At 72.2% G+C, this 13,795-nt stretch carries 13 protein-coding genes; 6 read left to right on the top strand and 7 right to left on the bottom strand.

Annotated elements, in window-relative coordinates:
• Positions 1-341: 341 nt before the first annotated feature.
• From MKK82_RS20020 to pabB, 4 genes are read right to left on the bottom strand one after another with little or no spacing between them, the layout of a single operon-like run.
• Positions 342-872, bottom strand: a complete 531-nt coding sequence (locus MKK82_RS20020; RefSeq protein ID WP_238288153.1) for a DoxX family protein — start codon at positions 870-872, stop codon at positions 342-344.
• Complete coding sequence (locus MKK82_RS20015) at positions 869-1,732, bottom strand: aminotransferase class IV (protein ID WP_238288155.1); 864 nt, start codon at positions 1,730-1,732, stop codon at positions 869-871. Before MKK82_RS20015 ends, MKK82_RS20020 begins: the two co-directional genes overlap by 4 nt.
• A complete protein-coding gene (locus tag MKK82_RS20010) occupies positions 1,719-2,324 on the bottom strand; it encodes an anthranilate synthase component II (RefSeq protein ID WP_238288157.1) in 606 nt (201 codons plus the stop codon). The genes MKK82_RS20015 and MKK82_RS20010 overlap by 14 nt, the downstream gene beginning before the upstream one ends.
• On the bottom strand, positions 2,321-3,688 hold the full coding sequence (gene pabB, locus MKK82_RS20005; protein WP_238288158.1) for an aminodeoxychorismate synthase component I: 1,368 nt from the start codon (positions 3,686-3,688) through the stop codon (positions 2,321-2,323). Before pabB ends, MKK82_RS20010 begins: the two co-directional genes overlap by 4 nt.
• Before the next feature lie 362 nt (positions 3,689-4,050).
• On the opposite strand from pabB, the gene rimO reads away from it, so the two are divergent.
• From rimO to MKK82_RS19990, 3 genes are all read left to right on the top strand, one after another.
• Positions 4,051-5,385, top strand: coding sequence for a 30S ribosomal protein S12 methylthiotransferase RimO (gene rimO, locus MKK82_RS20000; protein WP_243986570.1), 1,335 nt, complete (start codon positions 4,051-4,053; stop codon positions 5,383-5,385).
• A 170-nt stretch (positions 5,386-5,555) separates the two neighbouring features.
• Positions 5,556-6,638 (top strand): DNA polymerase IV, encoded by a 1,083-nt coding sequence (dinB, locus tag MKK82_RS19995; RefSeq protein WP_243986568.1) that lies wholly within the window; start codon positions 5,556-5,558, stop codon positions 6,636-6,638.
• Between the two features lie 277 nt (positions 6,639-6,915).
• The gene (locus tag MKK82_RS19990; RefSeq protein ID WP_238288171.1) at positions 6,916-7,134 is read left to right on the top strand and encodes a hypothetical protein; all 219 of its coding nucleotides are present in this window, start codon (positions 6,916-6,918) and stop codon (positions 7,132-7,134) included.
• 34 nt (positions 7,135-7,168) lie between these two features.
• On the opposite strand, the gene MKK82_RS19985 is transcribed toward MKK82_RS19990, so the two are convergent.
• The 3 genes from MKK82_RS19985 to MKK82_RS19975 form a co-directional block, all read right to left on the bottom strand.
• On the bottom strand, positions 7,169-7,369 hold the full coding sequence (locus MKK82_RS19985) for a hypothetical protein (protein ID WP_238288173.1): 201 nt from the start codon (positions 7,367-7,369) through the stop codon (positions 7,169-7,171).
• A gap of 98 nt (positions 7,370-7,467) precedes the next feature.
• Positions 7,468-8,094, bottom strand: a complete 627-nt coding sequence (gene pncA, locus MKK82_RS19980) for a bifunctional nicotinamidase/pyrazinamidase (RefSeq protein ID WP_238288175.1) — start codon at positions 8,092-8,094, stop codon at positions 7,468-7,470.
• Between the two features lie 9 nt (positions 8,095-8,103).
• Positions 8,104-9,081, bottom strand: coding sequence for a quinone oxidoreductase family protein (locus MKK82_RS19975; protein WP_243986561.1), 978 nt, complete (start codon positions 9,079-9,081; stop codon positions 8,104-8,106).
• A gap of 191 nt (positions 9,082-9,272) precedes the next feature.
• Here MKK82_RS19975 and MKK82_RS19970 point away from each other — a divergent pair, with 191 nt between their 5' ends.
• The 3 genes from MKK82_RS19970 to mfd all read left to right on the top strand — a co-directional run bounded on the left by MKK82_RS19970 (position 9,273) and on the right by mfd (position 13,772).
• Positions 9,273-9,569: a succinate dehydrogenase assembly factor 2 gene (locus MKK82_RS19970; RefSeq protein WP_043351869.1), complete on the top strand. Its 297-nt coding sequence runs from the start codon at positions 9,273-9,275 to the stop codon at positions 9,567-9,569.
• An 11-nt stretch (positions 9,570-9,580) separates the two neighbouring features.
• On the top strand, positions 9,581-9,811 hold the full coding sequence (locus MKK82_RS19965) for a hypothetical protein (RefSeq protein ID WP_238288179.1): 231 nt from the start codon (positions 9,581-9,583) through the stop codon (positions 9,809-9,811).
• 352 nt (positions 9,812-10,163) lie between these two features.
• A complete protein-coding gene (gene mfd, locus MKK82_RS19960; RefSeq protein ID WP_238288189.1) occupies positions 10,164-13,772 on the top strand; it encodes a transcription-repair coupling factor in 3,609 nt (1,202 codons plus the stop codon).
• Positions 13,773-13,795 lie beyond the last annotated feature (23 nt).

Raw genomic sequence — 13,795 nt, 5'->3', positions numbered from 1 at the left:
TCGCCCTGTGGAGGAACTTTCGGCGGTCAGGTCTTGCCCTGGCCCGCTCGTCCGGGTCGCGCGGCGGGACCGCTGCGGGCGCGCTTATCGGGCGGCGCCCCAGGGGGCCTGGGACGCAGACGGTCGAGAATCGTCTCGAGCGCGCGCTCGACCGCTTCGCGGTCCGGCGGCGTATCGGATGGCGGGCTCCGACCCGCGTCGCGGCGTTTCGTCATGGCGTCCGCCTGTATCGAAGCCGGGCGGCGCGGTCTTCCGGCACGCGGGGCAACTGCCGACGAGTGTATCGACCGGGATCCCGGGATCAAAGCCTGCGGTGATCCTGGGATCCCCGGATCCTGTGATCAAGGTTCCCGGTTGGTTGCTGACGGTTCCGGCCGGGCCCCCGGATCCGGGGCCCGACGACCATCGCAGGTCTTGGCCGCGGGTCCGGCAGATCTCCGCCCCCTGCCCGACGGCCAGTCGATCAGGCCGCCGGCCCAGAGCGCCGCCCACACGAAGACCGGCTGAAACGCCAGCCGCGGCCCGTGGTACCACCAGGAATCCGGAAGGCCTTCGATGTGGATGTGCTCGAAGGCGTGCTTGAGGTTCGCCGGATAGACGCAGACCGCGTAGAGGGCGAGGCCGAGTGCGGCCGCGCGGCGGAACCGCCGCGTCAGGAGTCCGACGGCGCCGGCGATCTCGCACAGGCCGGTCACCAGGATGACGAGGCGCGGCTCCGGCACCCAGGCGGGCATCAGCGGCAGCATCGCGTCGGTCGCCAGCAGATGCACGATTCCGATGCCGGCGTAGCCCGCCGCGAGCCCGTATCGGAGCCGCCGGCGCCCGGGCCCGGTCTCGCGCTCGATCTCGCGCCCCGTCTCGCGCTCGGTCATGCGACCCGGTCTTCCGCGACGCCGCAGGCTCGGGCCACGCGGGTCCGGAGGGCGGCCATGAGGCGGGCCACCGCCGGGTGGCCGGCGCTGTCGAGGGCGGTGTCGCCGATCGCCGTCACCGGCGCCAGGAGGCGCAGGGAGTTCGTGAGGAAGACAGCCTCGGCGCCGCGCAGCTCGGACAGGCCCAGCGACCGCTCCTCGGCGCGCAGCCCGCTTTCGGCGGCGACGCCCAGCACCTCCGCGCGCGTGATCCCGGCCAGCACGCCGTCGGCGGGCGGGGGGGTCACCAGGGTCCCGCCGATCAGCGCGAACAGGTTGCCGGTGCCCGCGCAGGCGACGAAACCCCGCGTGTTGCGGAACAGCGCCTCGTCGAAGCCCGCCGCGGCGGCGTCGCGGGCGGCCAGCACCGCGTCCAGATAGCCCAGCGTCTTCAGCCGGGCGGCGGGCGAGGTGTCGTTGCGGGCGATGGAGGTCGGCCACAGGCGCAGGGGCGCGAAGGCCGTCGACCGGGCGCTCGGCGCCGCAATGGCGAAGAGCGTCGGGCTCGGAGCGTCCGGCGGCTTCAGGCCGCGCGGGCCGGACCCGCGGGTGAGGGTGGTGCGGATCGCCAACCGGCCGTCTTCGCCGGTCGCCTGCCTGGCCAGCGCCCGCATGGCCTGACGGATCCGCTCCGGATCGGCGGGGATATCGAGCGTGTCCGCCGCGGCCACCAGGCGGGCGACGTGGGCGTCCTCGAAGGCGACGCGGCCACCGAGGGCGAGCGCCGTGTCGAACAGCCCGTCGCCCAGCGTCAGGCCGCGGTCGGCGAGGTCCAGCGGCGCGGTCGTCCCCGGGACGACGGCGCCGTCACGCCACAGCATCGCGTCGTCCCCCTCGCCATGCGCGGGCAAGCCCCAAGAAATTGGCGAACAGGGCGTGGCCGCCCTCGGTCAGGACCGATTCCGGGTGGAACTGGATGCCGTAGGTCGGATGGGTCCGGTGCGAGAGCGCCATCACCTCCCCCTCCTGCGAGACCGCGTCGACGGAGAGGTGCTTCTCCATGTCGGGACCGGGGGTCACCACCAGCGAGTGGTAGCGCCCCACCGGCATCGGCGCCGGCAGCCCGGAGAACAGCCGCGTGCCCGTGTGGTCAATCGGCGTCATCTGCCCGTGCAGGGGGCGCTGCGCCCGCGCGACCGTGCCGCCGAAGGCCGCGCCGATCGCCTGATGGCCGAGGCAGACGCCGAGGATCGGCATCTGCCCGGACAGGTCCCGGATCGCCGGGAGCGAGATGCCGGCCTCCGCGGGGGTGCAGGGGCCGGGCGAGACCACCAGGGCATCGGGCGCCAGCGCCCGGATGCCGGCGACGTCGAGGGCGTCGTTGCGCACGACCCGGACGTCCTCGCCCAGCTCCTCCAGGTAGCGGACGACGTTGAAGACGAACGAGTCGTAATTGTCGAGGACGAGGATCATGCGAAGGCCTCGAACACCCGGGCGGCCTTGGCCAGGGTCTCGTCGTATTCCGGACCGGGCTCGGAGAGCAGCGTCACCCCGCCGCCGGCCTGCAGCACCGCCTGGCGGTCGTCCATGAACACGGTGCGGATCGCGATCGAGGTGTCCAGCGCCCCGTCGAAGCCGATCCGGCCGATGGCGCCGCAATAGAGTTCGCGCGCGTCGCCCTCGATCTCGGTGATGATGTCCATGGCGCGGATCTTCGGGGCGCCGGTGATCGAGCCGCCCGGGAACGTCCCGGCCAGGAGGTCGAGGGCGTCGAGCCCGTCGCGGAGGTCGCCGGTGACCACCGACACCAGATGGTGGACGTTCGCGTAGGTCTCCAGCCCGCAGAGGGTGGGCACGGCGACGCTGCCCGGCGCGCAGACCCGGGACAGGTCGTTGCGCAGCAGGTCGACGATCATGACGTTCTCGGCCCGCTCCTTCACGCTGGCCTGGAGCGCCCCGGCGGCCGCCCGGTCGGCCTCCGGATCGTCGAGGCGGCGGGCGGTGCCCTTGATCGGCCGCGTCTCCACGTGCCGGCCGTCGAGGCGGATGAACCGCTCGGGCGAGGACGAGGCGACGGTCAGCCCCTCCTGCTCCAGGTAGGCCCCGAAGGTCGCCGGGTTGGTCTCGCGCAGGCGCCGGTAGAGGGCGAAGGGATCGAAGCCGGCCGGCAGATCGGCGGTGAAGCGCTGGGCGATGTTGGCTTGGTAGATGTCGCCGGCCCGGATATAATGGCGAACCTTTTCGACAGCTTCTTCATAGGTTTGACGGTCAAAGTTCGAGTTCCACACGAGCGGCTCGGCCGGCCGTGCGGGGCCCGGGGGCTCGGCGGTGGCGAGCCGGTCGGCGAAGAGGGCGAGCCGCGCCTCGGCGCGAGCCCGCCGGGCGTCCGGCGCACGCTCGGGGAAGCCGGTGGCGACCAGCCGGCAGGTGCCGGCGGCGTGATCGACCACCAGCGCCGTGTCGTAGAGGTTCAGGGCGATGTCGTCGGTGAGCCCGGCCCGCCGGGCCGGGGGCGCCACCCGTTCCAGCGCCGCGCCGAGGTCGTAGGCGAGGTAGCCGATCGCCCCGCCGGGGAACGGCTCCGGCCCGGGCTCGAGCCGGTAGGGTTCGAGGCAGGTCCGGAGCGCCGCCATCGGGCCGCCCGCCACGGGGCGTCCGTCGAGGGTCGCGCGTCCGTCGCGGTAGCGGAAGCGCCCGAACGGATCAGCGGCCACGATCGAGTGCCGCCCCAGCGGATCGTGCCGCATGGCGCTGTCCAGGAAGGCGAGCCCCGGCAGGGCGCGCAGCCGGGCCGCCGCCGCGACGGGATCGATGAAGGGGATCTCTCGGGTCCACATGACCGGGTTCGGGGCCGTTATCCTCGGGCTGTGCGTCATCCGCTGCCGTCGCACAGGCGATGCCGCGGGGGAAGCGGCAGTTGCACGCAGGCACCGCCGCCCGGCGCCGGTCCTCGGCGGCGGGTGGGTCGATGTCAGATGATGTGTGATGTCAGGATCCGTCGTTAAAGGTCTGCGTCACAGCCAAGTTCCCCACCGTGGGCAGCCTCGCGTGCTGGGCCGAGCACCCCTGCAGCAGCCGGTCTCGCGCGGGCGGGCCGGAACGGCTATAGGGACGCGATCCCGAATTCTCGTCCTCGCGCTCCGTGTGACTGTTCCACCGGCCACACGCGCGGGCGGCGTCCGATCCGTCGAATGCGCCCATGACCGCCACGACCGCCCCCAAAGCCTCGGCTCCCAAGATTTCGTTCGTCTCCCTGGGCTGCCCCAAGGCGCTGGTCGATTCCGAGCGGATCCTCACGCACCTGCGCGCGGAGGGCTACGAGCTGGCGCGCCGCCACGACGGCGCCGACGTGGTGATCGTCAACACCTGCGGCTTCCTCGATTCCGCCAAGGCGGAGTCGCTCTCGGCCATCGGCGAGGCCATGGCGGAGAACGGCCGGGTGATCGTCACCGGCTGCATGGGCGCGCAGCCGGAGGAGATCCGCGCGAAATACCCCGACCTCCTGGCGGTGACCGGGCCGCAGGCCTACGAATCGGTGGTGGCGGCCGTCCACGAGGCGGTGCCCCCGGCCCACGACCCGTTCCTCGACCTCGTGCCGCCGCAGGGGATCAAGCTCACCCCGCGCCACTACGCCTACCTGAAGATCTCGGAGGGCTGCAGCAACCGCTGCAGCTTCTGCATCATCCCGTCCCTGCGCGGGAACCTCGTCAGCCGCCCCGCCGCCGACGTGCTGCGCGAGGCCGAGAAGCTGGTGAAGGCCGGCGTGAAGGAGCTGCTGGTGGTCAGCCAGGATACCAGCGCCTACGGCAGCGACATCCGCTACGCCGAGAGCCCGTGGCGCGACCGGCAGGTCCGGGCGAAGTTCTACGACCTGACCCGGGAGCTCGGCGAGCTCGGGGCCTGGGTGCGGCTCCACTACGTCTACCCCTACCCGCACGTGGACGAGGTCATCCCGCTGATGGCCGAGGGCAAGGTGCTCCCTTACCTCGACATGCCGCTCCAGCATGCGAGCCCGTCGGTGCTCAAGCGGATGCGCAGGCCCGGCAATCAGGAGCGCCAGCTCGACCGGATCCGGAGCTGGCGGCAGACCTGCCCGGACCTCGCGATCCGCTCGACCTTCATCGTCGGCTTCCCCGGCGAGACCGAGGCCGAGTTCGCGGAGCTGCTGGCGTGGCTGCAGGAGGCCAAGCTCGATCGGGTCGGCTGCTTCGAGTACGAGCCGGTGGCGGGCGCCACCGCCAATGCGCTCGGCGACCTCGTGCCGCCCGAGGTGAAGGCCGAGCGCAAGCGCCGGTTCATGGAGACGCAGAACGCTGTGGCGCTCCGGCTGCAGAGGGCCAAGGTCGGCAGGCGGCTGCCCATGATCGTCGATGCCGTCGAGGGTGGGGTCGCGAAGGGCCGGTCCAAGGCCGACGCGCCGGAGATCGACGGCACCGTCCACGCCGCCTTCCGGCGCCTGGTGCGGGTCGGCGACATCGTCACCGTGAAGATCGATCGGGCCGAGGCCTACGACCTGTACGGCAGCGTCGCCTGACGGCGGCGCGCCGCCGTCGCGAGCGGTCGAACGAACTCCGACCCTCTACCTCAGGATGGGGGCGTGGGCGGGATATCCCTGTTGAGGTGTGATCGAGCCGCCTTGACCCCGCCCGCCGGCCGCGGTCTCTGGAACAGAGCGGGAACCTAAGCCAGATCTCCGAGGCGGCGATGGATCCGGAGGTCGCCCTCCGCAAGATCATCCACATCGACATGGACGCGTTCTACGCCTCCGTGGAGCAGCGCGACGACCCCGCCCTGCTCGGCCTGCCGCTGGCGGTGGGCGGCTCGCGGGAGCGCGGCGTCGTGGCGGCGGCGAGCTACGAGGCGCGCAGGTTCGGCGTCCGCTCGGCCATGCCGTCGGCCACCGCCCGGCGGCTCTGCCCGGACCTGCTGTTCGTGAAGCCGCGCTTCGAGGTCTACCGGGGGGTTTCGGAGGAGATCCGGGCGGTCTTCGCCCGGCACACGCCGCTCATCGAGCCGGTGGCGCTGGACGAGGCCTATCTCGACGTCACCGAGAACCTCCTGGGCCTGCCGACGGCGACCGCGGTGGCGAAGGCGATCCGCGCCGAGATCCTGGAGCGCACCGGGCTCGTGGCCTCGGCCGGGGTCTCGTACAACAAGTTCCTGGCCAAGGTGGCCTCGGATCACCGCAAGCCCGACGCCCTGTTCGTCATCACCCCCGCGATGGGGCCGGATTTCGTGGCCGCCCTGCCGATCGGCCGGTTCCACGGGGTCGGGCCGGTCACCGAGGCGAAGATGAAGCGGCTGGGGATCGAGACCGGGGCGGACCTGCGCGCCTGGACACCGGAGCGCCTGCGCGAGACCTTCGGCTCCGCGGGCGCCTACTACCACGCGGTCGCCCGCGGGATCGACGCGCGGCCGGTCCGCGCCCATCGGGTGCGCAAGTCGATCGGGGCCGAGACCACCTTCTCGGAGGACACGGCGGCCTTCGAGGTTCTGAGCGCCCGGCTGGCCCCGCTGTTCGACAAGGTCTGGGCCGAGGCGGACGCGAAGGGCATGCGCGCCCGGACCGTGACGCTGAAGCTCAAGTTCTCGGATTTCGCCCAGGTGACCCGGGCGAAGTCGCTCACCTGTCCCGTGGCCGACCGCGCCGGCCTGGAGCGGATCGGCCTCGAACTGCTCGCCGGCCTGTTCCCCTTGCGGCGCAGCGCGCGGCTGGTCGGCGTCTCCCTGTCGGGCTTCGCGCACGACGAGCCGGAAGGCCCCCGACAGCTCGGGCTGGGTCTCTGACGGGCCGGCCGCCGGGACAGCGAGGTCGGACCGTACCCGTCCCTCGCCCGTACGGTAGCGGTCCCGTCGGGCTACGACGGCCGCGCGCTCCGCGCGTCACCGCGCGACGAAGGCGGCGCCTTGAGGGGCCGGGCCGCCGATCGGAGACGCTCCGATGCTGGCGTCGAGGGCGCTCGATGCGGTCCTGTACCTCGGAAGCCGCGCACCGGGTCCCGATGCGGCCCATCCGGTCCGGCTGGGGATTGCCTTGGCGCCGCACAGGCCGAAGGATGGGCCCATGCCGAAACCTGTTCCCCTGGGCCTCGCGGCCGCGCTCCTGACCGTGCCGGCGGGCGCCCACGTCGACAGCACGACGGCACGCGGGGCCGTCAACGCAGCCCAGTTGCGGGGCTACACGGCGAGCCCGGCGCAGCTCTTTGTCCCGGCGGACAGCCCGGCACCTCCGCACGCCGCCCCTGCGCCGCGGCGGCCAAAGGCGCCGGCGCGCGGCCGCTGAGATCGGCCCGGGCCGCGCCGGCCCGGGCATTTCGTCACGCGTTCTTGCGCGGGCGGTGGTCCGGATCGATGCCGCCGTCCACCTTAGTCTCGTTGTCCACGTCGCCCTCGAAGGTCGAATCCGCCTGCAGGTCGGCGGGATCGGCGCCGCTCATGCCCTTCGAGGTGCCGATGCCGGGATTGCCCTTGAGGTCGGCGTCGGTCGGGGTGTCGGTCTTAAGATGCTTGGAGGACATGCGGGCTCCTGTCGGCTGGTGATGACAGGCCAACGCACCGGATCGGGGGCGGTCTCCCGCCTCCCGTGCGGCGGTTCGCCTCCCGGTGCCGGAAGCGGTCAGACGATCTCCGCCGATCCGATCCGGCGCACGCCGGCCGCCTCCATCCGCCCCCAGGCCCGGGCGAGCGACCCGTCCACGTCGATCCCGCGCACCGCGTCCTCCACCACCCGGACGTCGAACCCCGCGTCGCGGGCGTCCAGCGCGCTCCAGGCGACGCAGAAATCGGTGGCGAGGCCGCACAAGACGACGCGGGTGATGCCCCGCTCCCTGAGCGCCCCCGCGAGACCCGTGCGCGTGGTCCGGTCGGCCTCCAGGAAGGCCGAGTAGCTGTCGACGCGCGGATCCAGTCCCTTGCGCACCACTAGGCTCGCCCGGTCGGTGGCCAAACCCGGCGCGAAGCCCGCGCCCGGGCTGCCCTGCACGCAGTGCCGCGGCCACAGCACCTGCGGCCCGTAGGGCAGCGCCACGGTGTCGAACGGCGCCCGCCCCGGATGGGTGTCGGCGAAGGAGACGTGATCGGCCGGATGCCAATCCTGCATCAGCACCACGTGCCGGAACCGGTGCTGAAGCGCGTTGATCGGCGCCACCACCGCGTCGCCCCCCGGGACGGGGAGCGCCCCGCCCGGCAGGAAGTCGACCTGTACGTCGACGACGAGGAGCAGGTCGGTGTTGCCGGGCGTCACGGTCGGTCCTTACGGCAGCATCACGATCGAGCCCGTGGTCTCCCGGCCCGCGAGGTCGCGGTGAACCTGCTGCGCCTCGGCCAGCGGGTAGGTGGCATTGACGGCGATCTTCACCGCGCCGTCGCCGACCACCTTGAACAGGCGGGCGGCCGCCTCCTCCAGGGTGGCGCGGTTCGACGAGAAGGTCGCGAGCGTCGGACGCGTCACGTAGAGCGAGCCGCGCGGGGCCAGCAGGCCGAGGTCCAGCCCGGTGATCGCCCCCGAGGCCGAGCCGAAGCTCGCCAGCAGGCCGAGCGGCGCGAGGCTGTCCAGCGAGCCCATCAGGGTCGCCTGCCCGACGCCGTCATACACGACCGGCACGCCCTTGCCGCCGGTGATCTCGCGCACGCGCTTGGCCACGTCCTCCTCGCGGTAGAGGATGACGTGGTCGCAGCCGTTCCGCTTGGCGAGCTCCGCCTTCTCGGGGCTGCCGGCGGTGCCGATCACCGTGGCGCCGAGGTGCTTGGCCCACTGGCAGGCGATCAGGCCGACGCCGCCGGCGGCCGCCTGCCACAGGATGGTGTCGCCGGGCTTCACCGCGTAGGTCCGGTGCAGCAGGTACTCGACGGTCAGGCCCTTGAGCATCATGGCGGCGGCGGTCTTCTCGTCGACGCCGTGGGGGATCGGCACGGCCGCGGAGGCCGGGATCACCGGCTCCTCGGCGTAGCAGCCGTCCGCCACCGAGCCGTAGGCGACCCGGTCGCCCGGCTTGAACTGGCTGACGCCCTCGCCCACCGCCGTGACGGTGCCGGCCCCCTCCTTGCCGGGGGTGTAGGGCAGGTGCGGGGACTTGTAGGCGCCGGTGCGGAAGTAGATGTCGATGAAGTTGACGCCGATGGCGGCCTGCTTGACGCGGATCTGCCCGGGACCGGGCTCGGCCAGGGGCACGTCCTCGAAGCGCATCACTTCGGGGCCGCCGTACTCGTAGACCCGGATCGCCTTCGGCATCGTCCTGCTCCCGCTCGCCGCCCCGTCCGGGGCGTTGCAGCCCGAGATAACGGACCGCCCGCCGGAGGCAATTCGTTTTTGACCCCTCGCGCGCCGGTTGTAACCCGCCGACCGGCGGCACCGTTCTGGATCCGCCGGTCCCGGGCGCCTATCTAGCCTCTGCCTGTCCTCTCAACCGAGGTTCGACCGCCATGTCCGGCACCACCCGCACGAGCGCCGACCTCGATCCGCGCCGCCGCCGCCTCCTCTACCGCGCCTGGCACCGGGGCATCCGCGAGATGGACCTGATCATGGGCCGCTTCGCCGACGCCGAGATCGGCGACCTGTCCGAGGCGGAGCTCGACCAGTTCGAGGCGTTGATCGAGGTGCCGGACCGCGACCTGTTCAAGTGGCTCACCGGCGAGGTCGAGACGCCCTCGAACTACGACACGTCGGTCTGGCGGCGGGTGCGGGCGTTCCACCGGCACGACGCGCCGATCCATTCCTGAGAGGGACCGCCATGGACGAACCCAAGCCCAATTACGATCACCCGGCCCGGTCGATCGCCACCGAGCTGGTGGTGCGCATCATGCTGGAGATGATGGAGCGCTCCGATCCGGCCCTGCGCGGCGAGATCCTGCGGCAGGCGACGGGCCGGGCCGCCACGATGACCGAGCACATGCCCAACGCGGACTTCTTCCGCGGCCGGGTCGAGGCGGCGCTGGCGGAGATCGTCGGGCCGGACGCCTGAACGCCTTGCCCTCAGGGCTCGCGCAGCGCCTCAGGCGGGCCGCGTCGGTCCCCCTCCCCTGCGGGAGAGGACCGGGGTTAAGGGATCGGGTCCTCCCGGGCGGGGCAGGCAACGCGCCCGGTCCCTCGCCCGCCCCGGAGAGGGGACCGGCGCCTCGTCCTGAGCCCGGTCTGCCGACGATCGGCCGCACTTCGGCGTCGTGCCGTTCCCTGCCGCGGGAGAGCGGCCATATAGAGGCGTTCAGCCACCCCCACGCCTGCGCCGGCATGCTTTATCGCGACGGCCCGATGGGCTAACGCCACCCGACCTCCGTCTCTGACGCGCCCGGCGGGATCTCCCCGCGAAAGACCCGATGGCCAAGCCTCAGCCGAAGCCCACCGCCCCCGTCGCCAAGCCGGTTGCCAAGCCGCAGGTCGCGCGCTTCGCCCTGCCGAAATCCTCCGCGCTCGCCAAGGCGATCGACGCCCTCAAGCGCGGCGACAGCCCGGTTCTCGCGAGCGCCCCGGAAGGATTCGACGCGCTGGCGCTCGCCGACCTCGCCCGCGCCCTGGCGCCCACCGTCGACGCGCCCGCCGTGCTGGTCCACGTGGCGCGTGATTCCGGGCGCTCGGCGTCGTTCCAGGCGGCCCTGAGCTTCGTCGCGCCCGAGATGGACGTGATGAGCCTGCCGGCCTGGGACTGCCAGCCCTACGACCGGGTCTCGCCCACCACCGCGGTCGCGGCCGCCCGGATGACGGCCCTCGCCCGCCTCGCCCGGACCCGCTCGGCCGAGGACCGGCCGCGCATCCTCTGCACCACGGTCAACGCCCTGGTGCAGCGGGTCCCGCCCCGCACGCACATTGCCCGAGAGGCGTTCTCGGCGGCGATCGGCAACGTCGTGGCGATGGACGACGTGGTGGCCTGGGTGGAGGCCAACGGCTTCCTGCGCACCGGCACCGTGCGCGACACCGGCGAGTATGCGGTGCGCGGCGGCATCCTCGACCTGTCGCCGCCGGGCTTAGCCGCGCCGATCCGCCTCGACTTCTTCGGCGACACCCTCGAATCGATCCGCGCCTTCGACCCGGAGACGCAGCGCACCACCGGGCAGCTGCGCTCGCTCGACCTGATGCCGATGAGCGAGGTCCAGCTCACCACCGAGACGATCCGGCGCTTCCGCCAGGGCTACATCCAGAGCTTCGGGGCGGCCACCCGGGACGACCGGCTCTACGAGACGGTGAGCGAGGGGCGGCGCTACGCCGGCCTCGAGCACTGGATGCCGCTGTTCTACGACCACCTCGACACCCTGTTCGACTATCTCGGCGGCGTGCCGCTGGTCTTCGACCCGCAGGTCGAGGACGCCGCCGCCGAGCGGATCAGCCTCGTCCAGGACTACTACCAGGCCCGCGAGGGCGCGATGAAGACGCCGCCGGCCGGCGTCGCCCCCTACAAGCCCCTGCCCCCGCGCGCCCTCTACCTGATGCCGAACGAGCTGAAGGAGCGGATCGCCGCCGCCACGGTGGCGCGGCTGACGCCCTTCGCCCAGCCCGACTCGCCCGAGCGCGCCGTGATCGATTGCGGCGCCAAGGCCGGCCGGTCCTTCGCGCCGGAGCGGGCCGACGAGAATACCAGCGTGTTCGACGCCGCGGTGGCGCATATCCGCGACCTCCAGGGATCCGGTCATCACGTGATCCTGGGAGCCTGGTCCGACGGATCCCGGGACCGCCTCTGCGGCGTGCTCACCGACCACGGCCTGAAGAAGCCCGTGGCGATCACCCGGCTCACCGACGTCTACGCGCTCAAGCGCGGCACCGACGCGGCGGTGGCGGTCTGGGGCCTGGAGGCGGGCTTCACCGCCGGCGAGCTCGCGGTGGTGTCCGAGGGCGACATCCTGGGCGACCGGCTGGTCCGCCAGAAGCGCAAGGCCAAGCGGCCCCAGGACGTGATCCTGGAGGTGCAGGCGCTCCAGCCCGGCGACATCGTGGTCCATGCCGATCACGGCATCGGCCGCTTCGTCGGGCTCAAGACGATCCACGCCGCGGGCGCCCCGCACGATTGCCTGGAGCTGCAATATACCGGCGGCCTGCTGCTCCTGCCGGTGGAGAACATCGAGCTCCTGACCCGCTACGGCTCGGAGGATGCCGAGGTGGCCCTCGACCGCCTCGGCGGCGGCGCGTGGCAGGCCCGCAAGGCCAAGATGAAGCGCCGCATCCTCGAGATGGCGGGCGAATTGATCAAGGTCGCGGCCCAGCGCTTCGTCCGGAAGGCGCCGGCCCTCAAGGCGCCGGAGGGGCTCTACGGAGAATTCGCCGCCCGCTTCCCCTTCGAGGAGACCGAGGATCAGGCCAACGCCATCGACGCGGTGCTGGACGACCTCAATGCCGGCCGGCCGATGGACCGGCTGGTCTGCGGCGATGTCGGCTTCGGCAAGACCGAGGTGGCGCTGCGCGCGGCCTTCGCGGCCGCGATCGCCGGCAAGCAGGTGGCGGTGATCGTCCCCACGACGCTGCTGGCCCGTCAGCATTTCCGGACCTTCGCCGAGCGCTTCAAGGGGCTGCCGGTCCAGGTGGCGCAGCTCTCCCGCTTCGCCTCCGCGGCGGAGATGAAGCAGACCCGCGCCGGCCTCGCCGCCGGCACCGTCGACATCGTGGTCGGCACCCACGCGCTGCTCGCCAAGAACATCGCCTTCAAGGATCTCGGCCTGATCATCGTGGACGAGGAGCAGCATTTCGGCGTGGCCCACAAGGAGCGGCTGAAGGCGCTCCAGGCGGACGTCCACGTGCTGACCCTCTCGGCGACCCCGATCCCCCGCACGCTCCAGCTCGCCATGACGGGGGTGCGCGAGCTCTCGATCATCGCGACGCCCCCGGTGGACCGCCTCGTGGTGCGCACCTTCGTGACGCCCTTCGACCCCCTGACCATCCGGGAGGCCCTGCTGCGCGAGCGCTACCGCGGCGGCCAGGCCTTCTACGTGGTGCCGCGGATCGAGGATCTGGCGGAGGTCAAGAAGTTCCTCGATGCCGAGATGCCGGAGATCAAGGTCGCGGTCGCCCACGGCCAGATGGCGGCGGGCCAGCTCGAGGACGTGATGACGGCCTTCTACGAGGGCAAGTTCGACGTGCTGCTCTCGACCACGATCGTGGAATCGGGCCTCGACATCCCCACCGCCAACACGCTGATCGTGCACCGGGCCGACATGTTCGGGCTGGCCCAGCTCTACCAGCTGCGCGGCCGCGTCGGCCGCTCGAAGGCCCGGGCCTACGCGCTGTTCACGACGCCGGCGAACCGCCAGCTCACCGCCCAGGCCGAGCAGCGCCTCAAGGTGCTGCAGAGCCTCGACACGCTGGGCGCGGGCTTCCAGCTCGCCTCCCACGACCTCGACATCCGCGGTGCCGGTAACCTGCTGGGCGACGCCCAGTCGGGCCACATCAAGGAGGTTGGCTACGAGCTCTACCAGCAGATGCTGGAGGACGCGGTCACGGCGCTGAAGGCCGGCATCGAGGACGTGCCCGAGGAGGCGTGGTCGCCGACCATCGCGCTCGGCGCGCCCGTGACGATCCCGGAGGAGTACGTCGAGGATCTGGGCGTCCGGCTCGCCCTCTACCGGCGCCTCGCCACCCTTCAGGACGATGCCGAGATGGAGAGCTTCGGCGCCGAGATGATCGACCGGTTCGGACCGCTGCCGCCGGAGGTGGAGCAGCTCCTCAAGATCGGCACGATCAAGATCCTCTGCCTCAAGGCCAACATCGAGAAGGTCGAGGCCGGACCGAAGGGCGTGGTGGTCCACTTCCGCGACAAGTCCTACGCCAACCCGCAGGGTTTGGTGGCCTACGTGGCCGAGCAGGCGTCGTTCGCGAAGGTGCGGCCCGACATGAGCGTGGTGTTCGTGCGCGAACTGACCACGGTCCCGGCACGGCTCAAGACCGCCACCGAGGTGCTGCGGAGCCTCGTGAAGATCGCCGAGCGGGGCAAGAAGGCGGCGTGACGGGCGGCGCGCGCGACGCCCCT

Origin of the sequence: Methylobacterium sp. E-046 (assembly GCF_022829625.1) — a bacterium.
In the GTDB taxonomy this organism is placed as follows: domain Bacteria; phylum Pseudomonadota; class Alphaproteobacteria; order Rhizobiales; family Beijerinckiaceae; genus Methylobacterium; species Methylobacterium longum.
Note: the sequence above shows the minus strand (reverse complement) of the source record. Positions and strands in the feature narration are given on the sequence as shown.